At 58.3% G+C, this 16817-nt stretch carries 15 protein-coding genes and 1 tRNA gene; 9 read left to right on the forward strand and 7 right to left on the reverse strand.

What is annotated here, in order from left to right; genetic code table 11:
• Positions 1-96 precede the first annotated feature (96 nt).
• The 4 genes from V1283_RS43130 to V1283_RS43145 all read right to left on the reverse strand — a co-directional run bounded on the left by V1283_RS43130 (position 97) and on the right by V1283_RS43145 (position 3120).
• Positions 97-624: an isochorismatase family protein gene (locus tag V1283_RS43130; protein WP_334392654.1), complete on the reverse strand. Its 528-nt coding sequence runs from the start codon at positions 622-624 to the stop codon at positions 97-99.
• A 24-nt stretch (positions 625-648) separates the two neighbouring features.
• On the reverse strand, positions 649-1428 hold the full coding sequence (gene hisN, locus V1283_RS43135; protein WP_334392655.1) for a histidinol-phosphatase: 780 nt from the start codon (positions 1426-1428) through the stop codon (positions 649-651).
• A 555-nt stretch (positions 1429-1983) separates the two neighbouring features.
• Positions 1984-2871, reverse strand: a complete 888-nt coding sequence (locus tag V1283_RS43140; protein WP_334392656.1) for an N-formylglutamate amidohydrolase — start codon at positions 2869-2871, stop codon at positions 1984-1986.
• Between the two features lie 48 nt (positions 2872-2919).
• A complete protein-coding gene (locus V1283_RS43145; protein WP_334392657.1) occupies positions 2920-3120 on the reverse strand; it encodes a hypothetical protein in 201 nt (66 codons plus the stop codon).
• A gap of 70 nt (positions 3121-3190) precedes the next feature.
• On the opposite strand from V1283_RS43145, the gene cpdR reads away from it, so the two are divergent.
• The 4 genes from cpdR (at position 3191) to V1283_RS43165 (ending at position 7275) form a co-directional block, all read left to right on the forward strand.
• On the forward strand, positions 3191-3550 hold the full coding sequence (gene cpdR, locus V1283_RS43150) for a cell cycle two-component system response regulator CpdR (RefSeq protein WP_027539837.1): 360 nt from the start codon (positions 3191-3193) through the stop codon (positions 3548-3550).
• Positions 3551-3686: 136 nt separating this feature from the next.
• Positions 3687-3761: transfer RNA gene (locus V1283_RS43155), tRNA-Val, on the forward strand.
• 385 nt (positions 3762-4146) lie between these two features.
• Positions 4147-6639 carry a TOTE conflict system archaeo-eukaryotic primase domain-containing protein gene (locus tag V1283_RS43160; protein ID WP_334392658.1) on the forward strand — a complete coding sequence of 831 codons (2493 nt, stop codon included), beginning with the start codon at positions 4147-4149 and terminating at the stop codon, positions 6637-6639.
• Positions 6640-6756: 117 nt separating this feature from the next.
• Positions 6757-7275, forward strand: a complete 519-nt coding sequence (locus tag V1283_RS43165) for a DUF6398 domain-containing protein (protein ID WP_334392659.1) — start codon at positions 6757-6759, stop codon at positions 7273-7275.
• Positions 7276-7676: 401 nt separating this feature from the next.
• On the opposite strand, the gene V1283_RS43170 is transcribed toward V1283_RS43165, so the two are convergent.
• The 3 genes from V1283_RS43170 to V1283_RS43180 are packed head-to-tail and all read right to left on the reverse strand — an operon-like array spanning position 7677 to position 10150.
• Positions 7677-9296 (reverse strand): recombinase family protein, encoded by a 1620-nt coding sequence (locus V1283_RS43170; protein ID WP_334392660.1) that lies wholly within the window; start codon positions 9294-9296, stop codon positions 7677-7679.
• Complete coding sequence (locus V1283_RS43175) at positions 9293-9802, reverse strand: DUF2924 domain-containing protein (RefSeq protein ID WP_334392661.1); 510 nt, start codon at positions 9800-9802, stop codon at positions 9293-9295. Before V1283_RS43175 ends, V1283_RS43170 begins: the two co-directional genes overlap by 4 nt.
• Before the next feature lie 6 nt (positions 9803-9808).
• A complete protein-coding gene (locus V1283_RS43180) occupies positions 9809-10150 on the reverse strand; it encodes a DUF3489 domain-containing protein (protein WP_334392662.1) in 342 nt (113 codons plus the stop codon).
• Between the two features lie 379 nt (positions 10151-10529).
• Between V1283_RS43180 and V1283_RS43185 the strand changes: the two genes are divergently transcribed.
• The 5 genes from V1283_RS43185 (at position 10530) to V1283_RS43205 (ending at position 16485) form a co-directional block, all read left to right on the forward strand.
• The gene (locus V1283_RS43185; RefSeq protein WP_334392663.1) at positions 10530-11807 is read left to right on the forward strand and encodes a tyrosine-type recombinase/integrase; all 1278 of its coding nucleotides are present in this window, start codon (positions 10530-10532) and stop codon (positions 11805-11807) included.
• 2 nt (positions 11808-11809) lie between these two features.
• Positions 11810-12121 (forward strand): hypothetical protein, encoded by a 312-nt coding sequence (locus tag V1283_RS43190; protein ID WP_334392664.1) that lies wholly within the window; start codon positions 11810-11812, stop codon positions 12119-12121.
• Between the two features lie 170 nt (positions 12122-12291).
• Entirely contained in the window at positions 12292-13221 is a 930-nt protein-coding gene (locus V1283_RS43195) for a hypothetical protein (RefSeq protein ID WP_334392666.1), read from the forward strand.
• Positions 13222-13441: 220 nt separating this feature from the next.
• Positions 13442-14233, forward strand: a complete 792-nt coding sequence (locus V1283_RS43200; RefSeq protein WP_334392667.1) for a hypothetical protein — start codon at positions 13442-13444, stop codon at positions 14231-14233.
• 746 nt (positions 14234-14979) lie between these two features.
• Positions 14980-16485: an ATP-binding protein gene (locus V1283_RS43205; protein ID WP_334392668.1), complete on the forward strand. Its 1506-nt coding sequence runs from the start codon at positions 14980-14982 to the stop codon at positions 16483-16485.
• Positions 16486-16817: the final 332 nt, after the last annotated feature.

A 16817-nucleotide genomic window follows, 5' to 3' on the forward strand; every position in this document is an offset into this window, starting at 1 on the left:
CCCCGATCCCGCATCTATTGTGCGTGTTCGAAGGCATCGTACGCGATGAACTGTTCGATGCAAGGCCCCCGTTGGTGGCGGCCGGAGCTACGCGCATCACATCAAAAGTTCGTCCGTATGCGCGAGCCTGACCGATCGCTGCGTGATCAAATTGCTCCAGACCCAGTGGTGGTGACGAATGACGCTCGCGGCGTCGAGGTGGGGCCGGTCGTTCAGGGTGTGGGCGTCCATTACCACGACGACATCGTAATGGTTTGAAACGGCAGACCGCACGGTAGCGTCTACGCAAAGATCGGTTGCCCATCCGGTGATCAAGACGCGCTCCGGCGCAATCTCTTTCAGGCGCGCCGCGAGGTCGGTGCCGACGAAGGGATCGTTCAGGGTCTTGCGAATGACGATGTCGGCCGCCGCGCGCTGGAATTCTGGCAGAAGCGCCCAGCCCGGCGTGCCCGGCACGAAATCGTCTTCCGAGCCGCTGCAATGCTGCACGAAAATCACCACGCCGGACCGTTCGCGGACCCTTGCGGCGAGCCGGTTGATGCGTTCGACAACGCCGTGCAGATCGTGCTTCGGCTTCCCGTTGAGCAGCCCGGCCTGCATATCGACGACGATCAATGCATCCATCGGGGTTCTGGGTGGGCTGTGCACCTAGCTATTGAGCAACTTCAGCGCGGCCTCGTGCACGCGGGCGTCGCCGGCGGCGACGATGCGGCCGCCGCTCTGGGCGGGCTTGCCTTCCCAGTTGGTGACGACGCCACCGGCGCCGGTGACGATCGGGATCAGGGCTGCGATGTCATAGGGCTTGAGTTCGGTCTCGACCACGAGGTCGAGATGGCCGGCCGCCAGCATGCAGTAGGAATAGCAGTCGCCGCCATAGCGCGTCAGCCGTACCGCGTCCTCGATCCGGCCGAAAGCCGCACGGTCCGAGGCGTTCATCAGCAGGGGGCTCGTGGTGAAAGAGGTCGCTTCCTTCAGCGTCGCGCAGCGGCGCACCGTCAGCCGCCGCTCGCCGGATGGCCCGGAGTAATGCGCCGAGCCAGAGTCGCCGGAAAAGCGCTCGCCGATATAGGGCTGGTGCATCATGCCGAACACCGGCGTGCCCTTGTGCAACAGCGCAATCAGGGTGCCCCAGATCGGAAAGCCGGCGATGAAGGATTTGGTGCCGTCGATCGGATCGAGGACCCAGACATATTCGGCGTCCTCGCGCTCGTTGCCGAATTCTTCGCCGACGATGCCGTGCTGGGGAAAATTGGCCTTGATCAGGCGGCGCATCACCGCTTCAGCGGCTCGGTCGGCTTCGGTGACCGGGTCGAAGTCGCTGGCGCTCTTGTTGTCGATCGAGAGCGAGGTCCGGAAGAACGGCAGGATGGTTTCGCCGGACGCGGTGGCAAGGCGGCCGATGAAGGCTGTGAAATCGATGACCGTCACGGCTGTCCCTTACTCGCAATAGAAGAATGCCGCCTCTTGCCTAGCCCAATCCGGGCTGCCGCGCACCGCCAACGGCGCGTTATTCCCATTCGTATTGCGATTCGGCTTTCGAATCGGCTTTCGAAGAGGCTTCGTTTAAGCGTGGATTTTTGGTTAGCCCCGCCATCACGAAGTTGCGAGTTTTGGCATACCAGCACTGCATGGAGGCCGGGGCTTGATCGGATATCAGAACAAGATATTGATTTTACTAAGTTAAATAGCATGTATCGGAAGTGTTGCCGATCCGCCAACGTGTTCCACTTTGGACAGGAACCGAACCGAAAACCCTTGCGTTTTGTGCAGCGCGGCCGCATATTGTTGCGGTGCGGTAGGGCCTCGCTCTATCGCTGCCCTCCTTGGGCGTTTCCTCCCTAGACTTGGGCCGCTTGTTCATTCAAGCGGCCCTTTTTTCTTTTGAGGAATGTGGACGTTGTCATTCCGGGGCGATGCGAAGCATCGAACCCGGAATCTCGAGATTCCGGATCGCCGCTGCGCGACGTCCGGAATGACGAAGCGTCACTCCGCCGCCGCCTGGAACGGCCCGAGGTCCCCGAGCGGCACCTTCGCCAGCGCGTCGGCGAGCGCGGCGAAATCGGCGGCCACCTGCGCAAAGCGCGGGCTGCGCTCGCGCCGACGCTCGTCCATATAGATCGCGCGGTTGAGTTCGAGCTGCACGGTATGCAGTCCGCTCGCCGGGTTGCCGTAGTGCTCGGTAATGAAGCCGCCGGCATAGGGCTTGTTGCGGCCGATCGAATAGCCGAGTTTGCTCATGATTTCCTCGACGACGTCGGGCAAAAGGCTCGCGCAACTGGTGCCGTAGCGGTCGCCGATCACGATGTCGGGCCGCCGCGGCTCGTCGCGCGACACCCCGACCGACGGCATCGAATGGCAATCCACCAGGATCACGGTCCCGAATGCCTGATGGGCCTTGTTGATCAGCCGCCGCAGCGCCCGGTGATACGGCTTGTAGAGCGCCTCGATCCGGCCCAAAGCGTCATCCACGGAAAGCCGCTCGCGATAGATTTCCTGCCCGTCGCCGACCACGCGCGGGATGGTGCCGAGGCCGCCGGCAACCCGCATCGAGCGGGTATTGGCGAAGCTCGGCAGCCGTCCGGTGAACATCCGCGGATCTAGTTCATAGGGCTCGCGGTTCACGTCGACATAGGAGCGGGGGAAATTGACCCGGACCGTCGGAAAGCCCCGTTCGCTCAGGTCTCCGATCAACTCGTCCATGAACGAATCCTCGGAGCGGCGCAGCGCGGCGAGGTCGATCCGCGAGGCGTTGAGGAATTCGGACGGATAGACCGAGCCGGAATGGGGCGAGTTGAAGATGATCGGCGCCCGCCAGTGCGCCGGCTCCACGATCTCGAACGGGGGCGACAGCTCGCCATCAAACTGGGTCATCGTCGGGCGCCGTCCCTTGAATGTCCGCTTTCCCTTCGGGCCGATCGATCATGCGACCGATTCTGCCGAAGGGCAGGGCTTTGTAAGGATGTATTGTCCGTAATCGTAATCATTCTGCCAAGCGAAAAAAACCGCCGAACTACTGGAAGGTGTCGCAAACGCCTGAAAAGCGCCGCGTTGATCGATCTTGGTATGTTTCGCTACATAAATAGCGCCGCCCGCCATCGCCAAGAAGCCGGTACCTTTCACCCGAAATTTACCCTCTGTCGGGCTTAGTGGGCGCAATGATCCTCAAAGCCGGGTTCGACGACTGACCGCCATGCACAAGATCCTCCTCGCCGAAGACGACAACGACATGCGCCGCTTCCTGGTCAAGGCGCTGGAAAACGCGGGGTTTCAGGTCTCGCCCCACGATAACGGCATGTCGGCCTATCAGCGGCTGCGCGAGGAGCCGTTCGAGATGTTGCTGACCGATATCGTGATGCCCGAAATGGACGGCATCGAGCTGGCGCGCCGCGCCTCGGAACTCGACCCCGACATCAAGATCATGTTCATCACCGGCTTTGCCGCCGTGGCGCTGAATTCCGATTCGGAAGCGCCCAAGAACGCCAAGGTGCTGGCCAAGCCGGTTCACCTCCGCGAACTGGTCAGTGAAGTGAACAAGATGCTGGCGGCCTGATTCGGCGTCAATTTCGCTCGAAATCACACCAGAAATTACGTCCGAGCGTCCTTGCGGGGGCGCTTTGGAGCCGATATACGGACCCCACCCAATACGAATAAAGCTGGAGCGGGATGACTTGGTCATCCCATTTCCAGGGCGCGTAGCTCAGCGGGAGAGCACTACCTTGACATGGTAGGGGTCACAGGTTCGATCCCTGTCGCGCCCACCACCCACACTCCGTAGTTGTAGATAGTATTGTACACTCGCAATAGCGTCGCGATGTCAAAGACATGTACGCTAGATTCTCTGTTTGACGCGGTCTCTACTCCTCAAATCACCGCGAATGAGCCCATTTCGTCCCCCGGTCTCTGCATCGAAAATTTCCGTTCCTGGCTCGCGTTCAGAGAGCGGTTCGATGACTGGGAGGGGAGTCGGCAACTTTTCGGACGCCTGATGGCGTTAAAGCAGCTCGGACGTTCGCGGTCAGCATCGACCGAACAACACGGTGCCTGCTATTCTCCGCCGGGCGCTCGCGGAGCCCAAGTGATTTTATTTTCTCCCGCGCGAGCTTTCTGATCCTGGGCGATGTGATGAAAAAATGAGAGTGCTGATCGGTGGACGATCCCCTCAATAAGGAGATGGCAGATCTCCAAAGGCGCCTCGCTGAACTTGACCGCGAGCGCGCGAGTCTTCTTACCGCTCTTGAACAACTTAAGTTACGAAGTGAGGCTGTGGCGCAGCCAACGCTGCCAATGCAAACAGCAGGAGATAATTCGACCAAGACGCCGCTGTCCAATGCCGAGAAGGTCGCCCTATTTCATTCGCTCTTCCATGGTCGCGACGATGTCTTCCCGCGCAGATGGGAAAATTCAAAGACAAATATGGTAGGCTACGCACCTGCGTGCCACAACGAATGGGTTCGCGGTATCTGCGAGAAGCCACGGATCAAATGCGGCAACTGCCCTAACCAGGCATTCGTGCCTGTGAACGATGAGATTGTGAGAAGCCATCTACAGGGGCGGAGCATCGCTAATCCGGAGCGGGCGGAGCCGTTCGTAGCCGGCGTGTATCCGCTCTTGACGGACGAGAGCTGCTGGTTCTTGGCCGCCGACTTCGACAAGCAGTGTTGGCAGCGCGATGCGCTGGCGTTCGTAGCGACATGCCGGGAAAGGAGTGTGCCTGCAGCCCTTGAGCGTTCCCGCTCCGGCAACGGGGCACACGTCTGGATCTTTTTCTCGGAACCGGTGCCCGCTTCGGAGGCGCGCAGACTGGGTGCCCATTTAGTTACGGAGACGATGGAGCGTTGTCCCGACCTTGGGTTCGAATCCTACGATCGGTTCTTTCCCAGTCAGGACACGAGGCCTGCCGGCGGGTTTGGCAATTTGATAGCGTTGCCACTACAGAGCGAACCGCGACAGAAGGGAAACAGTGTCTTTGTGAACGACGAACTGCGACCATATGACGACCAGTGGGCTTTCCTGTCGAGCCATCGGCGCATGAGCCGGGCTGAAGTCACCAGCATGGTGGAACAGGCATCGGTCGCGGGTCGGATTCTGGGGGTACGTCTTCCGCTCGATGACGATAACGAAGAGCCTTGGACAGCTCCGCCGTCGCGGCGAAAGGCCGAGCTGCCGATCGTTGGTGTGATGCCGGCGAGTGTCGAGGTGGTTTCGAGCAATCAGGTGTACATTGATCGGAGCACATTGCCGCCTGCGCTCGTCAATCGTTTGATCCGTCTTGCTGCCTTTCAGAATCCTGAATTCTACGGGGCTCAAGCGATGCGACTGCCGACGTTTGGCAAACCGCGTGTAATTTCCTGTGCCGAGCTATTTGCCGAGCACGTGGCACTACCGCGAGGCTGCTTCGATGCCGCTATCGACCTCCTCACTACCGTTGGTATCCGGCCAGAGTTGCGTGATGAGCGGTTTAGCGGCACGCCCATTGGGGCGCGCTTTCTTGGAACGCTGACCAAAGAACAGCAGACTGCGGCGGATGCTCTAATCGCACACGACACTGGCGTACTCGCAGCCACTACCGCTTTCGGGAAGACCGTCATCGCCGCCAAGCTGATAGCGGAACGAAACACCAATACATTGGTCTTGGTGCACCGACATCAATTGTTGGATCAATGGGTAGCGCGGCTACGTGCATTCCTCGACATCGACGCGGACCGTATCGGGGTCATCTTTGGCGGCAGGAAACGGCCGACGGGCGTGATCGATGTCGCCACCATCCAAAGCTTGGTGAGGAAGGGGGATGTATCCGATCTTGTGGCGGATTACGGCCAACTCGTTGTGGATGAATGCCATCACCTGTCTGCCGTCAGCTTTGAGGCAGTAGCTCGCGCCGCCAAGGCAAAATATGTGCTTGGCCTATCAGCAACTGTGACGAGGAAGGACGGTCACCACCCGATCATCTTCATGCAATGCGGTCCGATCCGCTATCGCGTCAATGCGAGGAAACAAGCTGCCACAAGGCCGTTTTCACACCGTGTTATCATCAAGAAAACTGCATTCCGCGCCGAACGGCAGAGCCCGGATGGGGCCATGTCGATACACGAACTCTATGCCTCCCTGGCGCACGACGAAACTCGCAATCAAATGATTTTTGATGACGTCCTCGCCGCTCTTGAAGCAGGGCGCTCGCCGGTAGTGATTACTGAGCGCAAAGACCACCTCCAGACAATTTCAGAGCGGTTAGTGAAGTTCGCGAAGAATGTCATCGTGCTAAAAGGGGGAATGAAGCCGAAGGAACGCAGCCACGTGATCGAGGCACTGAAGGCCATCCCCGACACCGAGGAGCGCGTCATAGTCGCGACCGGTCGCTATCTCGGTGAGGGCTTCGATGATGCACGCCTTGATACGCTGTTTCTCACCATCCCGATATCTTGGCGCGGAACCCTCGCCCAGTATGCAGGCAGACTTCATCGCCTGCATGCAACGAAGCGAGAAGTGGTCATCTACGATTACGTTGACGAGAGCGAACCTATGTTGGCGAAGATGGCTGCCAAACGGGACGCCGGCTATAGGGCTCTTGGCTACGAAGTCACTCGTGCAGGAGAGCTGTTTACCGGCGATATTGAGGGGCTCGCGCGAATGAGTGTGTGATTTCGGGTTAGCTCTGGAGGTTGGAAGCGGCGGATGAGTTTGAGATCGCCGACAATCTGCGGAAGCAGAATCTTGATACTGTCGACACGGCAATGAGAGCATCATCAAGCGTCCGAAATGGCAAAACATAGCGGCACAAAATCAGTCCCCCAGGACATGCGGGCAACCTATGACACCATCGTTGCTCTGACTGACAACGTCTGTCGTGATCATTTGGACAACGAATACCGCGAGCTAGCACAGCTCATGGCCGCAGCGCTGTGTCGTAAGCGCACTAGCCCGGTCACCTCGGGGCAGCCACGGACCTGGGCCTGTGCCATCATCTATGTGTTGGGTCAGATTAATTTTCTATCAGATCGATCAATGAAGCCGTATATGACAATGACCGACGTATGTACCGCATTTGGAGTCGGCCAGAGCACCGCCAGTGCAAAGGCGCGCATCATTTTCGACACGCTGAAAACTCACCAACTTGATCCAAAATGGTCGCTACAAAGATTATTGGATAGCAACCCACTGGTGTGGATGGCTGAGGTTAATGGCATATTGGTGGATTTGCGTCGCATGCCGCGCGAGGTTCAGGAGATTGCATTTCAGAAAGGCATGATCCCCTACATCCCTGGTGATCGCGGTTGACGTGCCCATTTGCACCGGCGGCCGCGCCCAAATTGAGATTTAAGTACCAAGCTAACGCTGAGGCGCCCCCAAAATCCTGGCGAGCACAGAGACCGGTTCGATGACTGAGTGGGGAGCATGCAGTTCGATCCAGATTGTCTCCACCACCCAGTCCTACCCAAACCGCAAATCCCAGCGCCGCCTCTGAATAGGCCGTTTCTGTGGGGATTTTCGTTGGTATCGTTCCACTCTTTCCGTCTCTGGAGACACTTTGCGGTCTCTCAGCCCGATTTTAGCCTCGCGTCTCTGCATCCAAAAATTCCGTTCCCCGCGTCAGGGTTTTCGATGGCCAGATCCCGGTCGGCCGCTGGGAATTTTTGGGGTATGGAGGCCAAAAACGACGTTTCGAACCCGGTCCATAATTATTGCGGATTCAATCCAAGGGCTTCGAACTGTTGGCTCCATTCTGCCGGAGCATCACGAAGTCGCTCGACTCCAATACCGCGCGGCAAACGACCTTCGACCGCGGCGCGGACGAGATCTGGTGCGAGGAACGCGAGCGAGATCGTCATGTTGACCTGACGCACGCTGCACTTTTGACGTGTTGCGATCTGCTGAACGTCGGTCACCGCGCCCGAAACGATCTCGTCAAGCCAGCGACGGCCTCTAGCGATGGCGCTGACGAGGCGCGCGCGACGTTCGATCCGCGTTGGACGGATTTCACTTTTGGGGACGCCGTCTGGAATCAGAATCTGCCTAGATTTCTTGGATGGCGGCTTCTGCCACGGGACAGAGAGTAAATGGCCGTCGGCCGCGTCAGCTGTTTCTTCGTCGTCTGCTGACTTCAACCGAATAGCTAGGCGACCCTCATGCACATCGATGCGGGCGACCTGTTCCAGGATTGCTTTTCGACCGTCTACACATGCGATGCTGGAGTTCGAATTCTTCTTTTGAACGATGAGGCGCCTGGCGAGAAAATTGACGACAGTGTCTTCGATATCGCTCGCCGGAACGCGGGAAACCGACCCGACTAAGGCGGTTTTAGATTCGCCATAAAGGTGCGGAAGCGAGATATAATAACGATAACGGACGCCGGCTTTGGTGGCGTGGGTCGGTACCATGCGATGGCCGGCGTCGTCGAACAGCAGTCCGGTCAACAGGTGATCGTTCGCGTTCCGTAAAGTGGACCGGGTGGTCCACTGATCCGTGAGCTTTTGCTGGACCGCATCAAATAGCGCGCGATCCATGATCGCCGGCTGCTCGCCGGGCAGGATCTCGTCCTTGTATTTGACCTCACCGATATAGAAGCGGTTGCGCAGCAGATAGAACAACGACCCACGGCCGAAGAGGATACCCCCTCGGGTGACACCGGTCGCGAGCAGTCTAGATTTGGTTCGGATATCTCGCGTCCGGAGGTCTCGTACCAGCGCGTTGACGCCGCCGAGTTCGAGATAGCGTCGGTAGATCAGGCGGACTCGCTCTGCCTCGTCCTCGACAACGGCAATCTTGTCGCCCTTCATGTGATAACCGAGGGGGAGGGGACCGCCAACCCAAAGCCCCTTTCGTTTGGAGGCAGCGATCTTGTCGCGGATGCGCTCGGAAGTGACCTCCCTCTCAAACTGGGCGAAGGACAGAAGTACGTTGAGTGTCAGGCGGCCCATTGAGCTCGTGGTGTTGAACTGCTGGGTGACCGAGACGAACGAGACGCCGTGCGCGTCGAACAGTTCCACGAGCTTGGCAAAGTCGGCCAGTGATCGCGTCAGGCGATCGACCTTGTAGACGACAATGACATCAAGTTTCCGAGAGCGGATATCGTCCAACAATCTCTGCAGGTCGGGACGATCGGTGGACCCACCGGAATATCCGCCGTCGTCATATCGCGACCGGATCAGCGTCCAGCCCGCATGGGCCTGACTCTTTATATAAGCTGACGCGGCATCGTACTGGGCATCCAGCGAATTGAAATCCTGGTCGAGTCCATATTCCGTGGAGACGCGGGTGTAGATGGCACAGCGGACGGCCCTGACTGAAGGAGCCTTCATAATCGAGCCCCCGCGTCCAACCGATCTTCTTTGTCTCTCAGGCCAAAAAAGCGCGGACCATTCCATTTGGTTCCGGTGATCGCGAAAGCGACTTTGGAGAGGCTGTCATAGGTCTGGCCATTCCAGGCAAAGCCGTCGGGCATCACCATCACCCGCTGTGAGCGTCGATCCCACTCTCGTACCAAAACCGTTCCGGGCGTTAGTTCAGTCCGCTTCTGATCGAAGCTGACGAGACGTGCAGACATTGTCACGCCAGTGCTCTTTGCGTCCGTCCGATCAAGAACCTGCTTGGTCTCGTGATCTAGGTCGCCAAGGCGGTCGGCTTGAATCCGATAGACGATGATTGCGAACAGCAAATGCCGCGGCAGATGATCGGGCGGCGGTTTCTGAAATACGCTCTGCCATCGTGAACGAAGACCTTTGAGATCGAGACCGCGCAGATGCGCGATCTCGTCCTCAATGGAAGTTTTAGTTGAGATCCGAACGCTGCGACGCTTCTCCAACATCGCGCGTCACGCCGCGATGTTGGCAGACGAAGCCTTTCCATCCTTGATGCGGTAGACCCGGCCTTTGTCGGTCTGTTCGGAAACCAAATTGAGACCGAGCTTCTTGCGGACAACACCAGCGAGAAATCCGCGCACCGAATGTTGCTGCCAATGAGTGGCGGTCATGATCTCAGCGATCGTCGTTCCCGCCGGGGTCTGCAGCATCGCGATGATACGAGCGTGCTTGGTATCGGGCCGCATCGCCGTCTTTGAAGATGAGGGCGCTAACCGCATGCGAGTCCTAGATTTGCTGGTGGATCGTGAAGTGGAGCGGACCGCAGCCTTTGGCTTAGATTTGGGTTTGGTCATGGGATCCTCTGAGGTTTGTGCGGCGCCATCCGCCGCACCACCTCAGCCCCGCCGAGCAAACCACCCGGCAGGGCGTGATCCTATGGGGCGCCTCGGCCGCACCCCAGCCGGCACAGCAACGCTCCGATCAAGGACGAAAGCCAGTCATTTCTGCGCAAAGTCGCTGGAGGGGCAAAATCCTGCCTTCCGTATCGGAGGTTCGAATCCCACTCTCTCCGCCAGACCTGCGTTTCAGAACGTTTCATCCAGTCTCACCTAAACCGCCAAATGGCTTGCTGAACAGCGGCTTATCCCATTTTTTCTTTTCAGACCGTTTCATTTGGCCTCGCCAAATCTCACGCCCAAGTGTATGTAAAAGGGTATGTAAATTGGAGGGACTGTGGCGAGGGGGTACGGAAAGTTAAAAGCTAAGCAGGTCGAGCAGCTAAGCGTGCGCGGGCTGTATGGCGACGGCGGGGGCTTATATCTGCAGGTCGCCAAGGGCGGCAGTAAGTCGTGGTTGTTTCGGTTTAAAACGGACGGGCGGAGCCGATGGCACGGACTAGGCTCGGCCCGCGACGTGAGCCTTGCCGACGCTCGGATCCAGGCCGCCGACGCCCGCCGACTTCGGCTGGACGGCGGCGATCCCATCGAAGCCAAACGCGCAAAGAAAGCCGCCGCTCGCACTGACGCGGCAAAGGCCATCACCTTCGGAGCAGCCGCCAAGCGGTTCATCAAAGCAAACACGCCGGGTTGGAAGAATACGAAACATGCCGACCAATGGCGCATGACCCTGCTGGGCAATGACCCGAAAGGCAAGCCCGCCAAAAATGATTATTGCAAAAGCATCCGCGATCTTCCAATTGCAGCCCTCGACACTTCATTGGTGTTGCGCATCATCGAGCCGATCTGGGCAACCAAGACAGAAACGGCGAGCCGCATCGAGGCCGTAATTGATGCTGCCAAAGCCAAGGGTGAGTTCAAAGGCGAAAACCCGGCTCGCTGGAAAGGCCACCTCGACAACCTGTTGCCCGCAGCCTCTAAAGTCCGAAGGGTCCGAAATCATCCTGCTCTGCCGTACAAGCAGTTATCGGCATTCATGAGCGCGTTGCGCAAGCGCGAGGGTGTAGCTGCGGCTGCTCTCGAATTCCAAATCTTGACGGCTGTCCGGCCGGGAAACGCAGTTGCAGCCAAATGGGATCAGATCGACAAGCTGGCAGCAGTGTGGACTATCCCCGCTGCACTCATGAAAACCGATGCCGAGCATAAGGTGCCGCTCAGTGAGGCCGCGCTCGACGTACTGCGCCGCATGGAATTGCTGAAGAACGACAGCGAGTACATCTTCCCAAATTCAAAAGGCAAGCCTCTGAGCGACGCCTCAATGGCTGCTGTGATCGACCGAATGAACGACGAAGAACGGCGATGGCTCGATACCAAGGTAGACCGTGAAGTCGTTCCGCACGGTTTCCGCTCGTCATTCCGGGATTGGGCAGCCGAGCACGGTTATGCCGATGCGGTTGCCGAAGCCGCGCTCGCGCACAAAGTCGCCGATGATGTGGTCGCGGCTTATAAGCGAACCACGTTTTTTGAGCTGCGGAAGCAGATGATGAGAGACTGGGCCAACTACTGCGCTCGTCCTGTCATCGGCGACGATAATGTCGTGCCGCTGCGAGCGTAGCCATGGCCGCGAAGCCGAAGAAGACGCGTAAACGCGGATTGGATAAACAGTTCGCAGACATCAGAAAGCTGCAGCGCCGAGCCTCGGCGGGAAGTCTTCTTGACGTCCAAAGCAAGGATGAGCTGGACATCGACGCCTTCATCAATGACTACGGCAAAGGCGACAAGCGTTTTTTGCGCTCCTCGGTCGAGCGCATTGCACGAAATGTTTTGGACAGCGTCGCCTATTTATACGATTGGCATGACATTTCGTTCGACGGGCCGAGCAGCGAGCTAGAAAATATGAAAGCTGGGCGTGGCCGCAGGCACCCCTAAAAGTGCCCGACCGCGCTGCGAATTAACCCTCGGCCCTGCGCGTTTGGCGTGCGCCACAACAATCGTCGATATAGCCGCCGTCCGTTGGCGCGCGCCACAACTCCGACCTAGCTCTACCATGTGCGGCGTCATACGTTGGCAGCATGAAAATATTTAAGAAGCAAACCTCCATGGAAAAAATGCAAAAGCTCCTCACCGAGCGACGTTCGCGCGCTGCTGCGCTATCTGCGCAGTGCGCGGCTGCTGAAGCGGCGCTGGCGAAAGCGACGGCGGCCCATAAATCCCATTCACTCGAAGGCGATATTGCTGACGAAAAGCTCGGCGCGAAGCTGCACAGCGAAGTTGTTGCCTGCACTTTGAGGGTCAGCGGGTTCGACGCGCCGCTTGCAGAGCTGCAGGCCCACATCGCCGACTTGGAGAAGAGCGTTGCCGACGAACTTACTGCCATCGAGCGCGCTGCGGCTGCCGACAAGCTCGCGCAACAGGTCTCTGCCATCGATGCGGCGTTTCCGAAGTTCATAAGCGCGAGCGGCGCGCTCGCCGAAGCGTTATCGGCGTTCGGCCATTGGCATTTCGATAGCGGCCAGATGTCCGCCTTCATCCTCAACGCGACGGCACAGATCGAGCTTGCCTCTGGTTTTTCACTAGCCGAGCTGCGCGCAACCGTTGATCGGATCAGAAGTGGTGATACCCCGATCCCGCGCGAGCCCGATACTGAGCCGGTCGCTTTGGTTGAGCTGCCGCCAACCACAATGACGGTTTGGTTGTTGCGGAGCGTTAGATACCGAGATCATGCAGGCAATGTGCGGCACGCCCGTCAATATGACGACTGCGAGATGCCGCTGAAGAGCGCGCATCATGCGTTGCGTTGTGGAGCTGCAGTGCTGTTGACTGATCCGCGCCGACGCGACTTGAAAGGCGCGCGGGGTGGCGATGCCGTCGATCCGCGCGCAATCGACGTCGTCGATCTCGATGCGGACAGCGCCATGATGCCGACCGTCAACGTCGAGAGTAATTCCGTTCTGACAGCGGCTGGTTTTAAGGTCATCGATCGGTCCGGGGAAAACCGCAAACTCGAAATCACGGTGCCGAGGCTATGAACAAGAGGCTTGGTCCGCCGGGCTGGCGACCGCATGAAGTGACCTCCAGACTGGATGGCTGGATCATGGATCCCAAACATAAGGGTCGTATTCCAGCCCCCATCGCGGAGCTGATAGCGAAGGCCGCAACGGCATCGCACAGGAGCGGAGGTATAGCGGACGTCCGCGCTCGTATGCGTGTTCGCCATCGTATTATGTTGGGGCACCAGCGTGCTCTCCCATGACTTATGAGGGTAGTTCGGTGGAGAGGCCGCGCGGCACCGTGTGTCCGCCGGTCCAGCGGCCGCCGCGTCGCTCGTTCCTCGACGATGTGGCGGCCGCATTGCGAGACTTGGGACTTGTTAACCAGCCCATCAAGTGTCCGTTCGGTCGATCGTTCAATCGTGACTTCCGTTGCGCCATTCACGAGATCGGTCACGCCCTTACTATCAGGATACTGGGCGACAAAATCGACGGTGTAACGATCGACCCCGGACCTGGCTATGAAGGACAGGTCTGGGCACCATGGACTTTCAAAGCGTTTACGCGCGGCGACGTGGATGCCGCGCAAATCCGCGCCGTACTGGAACCACAGATGCCGCAAGCCGGTGAAGACCAAGGTCCCGCCGCCGACGTTACGTTGAAGATTACCAACCAAATCATTCAATTCATGGGTGGGCGTGCGGCTGAAAAGCTAGCTCTTCGGGGGAAATCGTCAGCGGCGCCGGATGATTATCGACAGTCGCGAGAACTTGCAGCCATCGTGTGCAAGTCACCGAAGTCGGTAGAGCGGTTTGTGCAGTTCTGTGAACAGCAGGCTGAAGACTTGCTGAGACCACATATCGATTTGATTTTTGCTCTCATTCCAGTGTTGCGCATAAGGCGAACGATGACCGGCATCGAAGTTGACGAGGCGATTGCAATCATCTTGGCGCACTTTGATCGGTCGGCTGAACGTGAGCGGCGGCGCGACTGGGATATAAGAATGAAGAGCGCGGAAATCTTTAGAGGACAATGCATATCTCACGAGTAACCAAAACGGCTGCACATATTCGCGTAGCTTCTACCGAGATAAAGTCGCGCAGCTGACACATCGCCGCCATATACTGCACACGATCGGATGGCGAGATTTCGAAGGCCAGCGCAGTTGGGATCGGCGGACGTAACCGGTCTTAACGATCCAAGAAGCCCCCGGAAGGTGCCTCTCCGGGGGCTTCCTCGTCTTTTGTTATAGTTCTTGTCGGGACTACTCCGTACAATGCTACGTATCGTCGTTGCTTCTATTGCATTGGTGGTAATCACGGTTGCGCTTCTGCTCCATGCGACCCACCACGGCGCGTATGCGAACTCTCCCACGCATTGCGGGTTCTGGTCCGAGATAGAGGCAGGGCTATCATGTCGGTAAGCTTTCGAGGTTGCCATGGGCACACCTTGCGGACATGCAGCGGCAGTCTTCCGATGTCCGCTGTTGGGGGTTGAACAGACCTAAGAGCTGCGCCCGAAGGTCGCTTTTTGACCCACAGCCGACGTTGGATGTTGGCCGCATGTTCGGTTTGGACGGCCGTGAGAGCTATCGCAAGCTGCGGTTGGTTCCGTTATGTTGCCCTCACCGTCAAAGCCGAGGAACCGTTCCGCATGAACGAGAGCATCCACGGAGAATGTGCCGCTTCTGAGCTGCAAAATCAGTTAACCGAGCTTCGGGGTCGGGTGACCGGACTCATCGAGCAACAGACGGCCATCTCGGAAGTGCTGCGCGCTGGCTCATGAATGAGGCAAGTCATGGAGCATCGGGACCCTTCATCGCCGACAACCATGCCGACAATTCTCCGGTACGGCATTGCAGTTCTGTCCGTAGCAATCGCGATCGGGTTGGATTTCTTCCTGCTCCGGCATTTCGAGGCTATTTTGACGCCGTTCCTGCTCGCGGTCGCCGCGACCGTTTGGTACGTGGGGACCGGGCCGGGCGTGCTCGCCATTGTCCTTTCAGTCCTCAGCCTTAATTACTTCTTCCTGCGTCCGTTTTTTTCCTTCAGCCCGATCAGCTATACCGATCTGGTTTATCTGACCTTTTGCATATTTTGCGCCCTGGCGGTCGGCTGGATCAGCGGCGTGCGACGACGGGCAGAGCAGGAGCTTCGTCAGGCCCGCGAGGAGTTGGAGGCCACGGTGGCGGAACGGACCGCCAGCTTACAGCGGAGCGAGCGATATTTGGCGGAAGCACAGAGGCTGACTCACTGCGGTGTGACGGCCTACAAGGGCTCGACAATTTTCTTTGGGTCGGAAGAGATTTACCGCATCTGGGGGTTTGATCCGGCGCAGGGTGTTCCAAGCCGCAAAACTGTGCTGCAACGGATTCACCCCGACGACCGTGACCGGTTGGACGCAGAGGTTGAGCGCGCGGTTAGGGAGAAGAAACGTTACTCGACCGCGTTTAGAATCGTACTGCCCGATGGAACGGTGAAACACCTCGAATCAATCGGCCAACCAGTGTTCTCAACAAATGGGAAACTGGTCGAGGTGGTCGATACAGAGATCGACGTGACAGAACGCAAGCGGGCCGAAGAAGCATATCGCGAGGCGCAACTGGAACTCGCGCACGCCAACCGCCTCGCGTCGATGGGCCAGTTGACGGCCTCGATCACCCATGAAGTGAACCAGCCGATTACAGCGGCAATCACATACGCGTTAGCCGCTCGGCGTTTCCTAAAAGCGGAGCCGCCAAACTTTCATGAGGTGGATGACGCGCTCTCTCTGATTGTCAAGGAGGGGAACCGCGCAGGCGAGGTCGTCGAGCGGGTTCGTGCGCTCATTAAAAAGGCGCCCGCACGAAAGGACGCCGTAGCGATTGACGATGCCATCCTTGAGGTTATTGCTCTCACCCGTGCGGAAGCCGCAAACAATAGCGTGTCGGTGCGGACGCAATTTGCCGAGGGCTTGCCGCGTGTCCAAGGTGATCGGGTGCAACTGCAACAAGTGATGTTGAACTTGATCCTCAATGCCATCCAGTCGATGAGTGGCGTTGCAGACGGCAACCGCGAATTACAGATCAGCATCGATGCCGATCCGTCCGAAGGTAGCGTGCGCGTCGGGGTGCGGGACACCGGCCCGGGCCTGAGCCCGCAGAGCCTCCCGCGTTTGTTCGAGCCATTCTACACCAAACCCGAAGGCATGGGCATGGGCTTATCAATATGCCGCTCGATCATCGAAGCCCATAGTGGGCGGCTGTGCGCGATCCCGTGCGAACCGCAAGGCGCTCTCTTTCAGTTTACGATCCCCGCTGACTGAGCCGCCATCCGTGATCGATGTCGCTTATTGGCACAAAGCCGACATTGATTAGTACTGCAGCCAAGTCCGCTCTGGCGAAAAGCGACATGCGATTGATCGACGTTCCGTCGAAACCCCACCCTTATAGCATCGGTAGTGGCCGAAGCGATCACGTCCCCTGATTATTCGAGATTGTCAGGAAGTAAGTAAAATGCTCGCCGTTGCCCCCATAGTGTGCCGCCCGATCTATCGCGGCGGTCAGAGGGATGTCCCAACCCCCTCATGCCCCGCTGGCCGATCGCGCTAATTTGAAAGAGCGTGATGAAAATGTTCGCTTTAAGCAGCCAATGACC

Origin of the sequence: Bradyrhizobium sp. AZCC 2262 (genome assembly GCF_036924535.1) — a bacterium.
In the GTDB taxonomy this organism is placed as follows: domain Bacteria; phylum Pseudomonadota; class Alphaproteobacteria; order Rhizobiales; family Xanthobacteraceae; genus Bradyrhizobium.